This window comes from Anaerolineae bacterium (assembly GCA_025062375.1).
Taxonomy (GTDB): Bacteria; Chloroflexota; Anaerolineae; order SpSt-600; family SpSt-600; genus SpSt-600.
In genome coordinates this window covers 322-805 of the sequence record JANXAG010000080.1, presented here as the reverse complement: position 1 = coordinate 805, position 484 = coordinate 322, and the positions used below count along the sequence as shown (strand labels likewise).

Here is a 484-nt window from a genome sequence, read left to right as displayed (position 1 = left end):
CAAATTCGTCACCCCGACATACGAGCGCGTGTGGCTTATCTGGTAGAGAACAATGTTCCTGTCACTAACAAGCCGAGTGCGCTGTTCGATATTTCTAAAGCCAACGTTTATGACTTGGTTCCCGAATTGTCCGAGGACGAGAAAGTGCCCACCTATGTATTACGTTGCGACGGGTCATTGGATGTGATTTTGAGAGGTGGCCCAAGATGGTGGGAACAGCCATTGGATCTTCGAGTTGGCGATAGGGTCATTCCTCTTCCAGTCCACAGGGGCGCCACTATGCAGCCGTAACAAGGCTAGGTTTTGCGGTAGGGCCGCCCAACACGCGGCTCAAGCCGACAGCGCCTCCGCTGCGCTCCGGCGCTGCGGCTTAGCCGCAGACCGTTAGGCACAAAGAAAGGAGGGAGTTCACGCATGAAAGAACCAAGGGAAGTCACGCTGATGAGTGACGCGGAGAGCGATGGTCGCTGGATTCGTGTCTTTG

The 484-nt window shown here is 55.0% G+C and carries 1 protein-coding gene; it reads left to right on the top strand.

Annotated features, from left to right (window positions below):
- Window positions 1–291: hypothetical protein (locus tag NZ653_10130; protein ID MCS7287474.1), on the top strand; the 291-nt coding region annotated here is incomplete at its 5' end.
- Window positions 292–484: the final 193 nt, after the last annotated feature.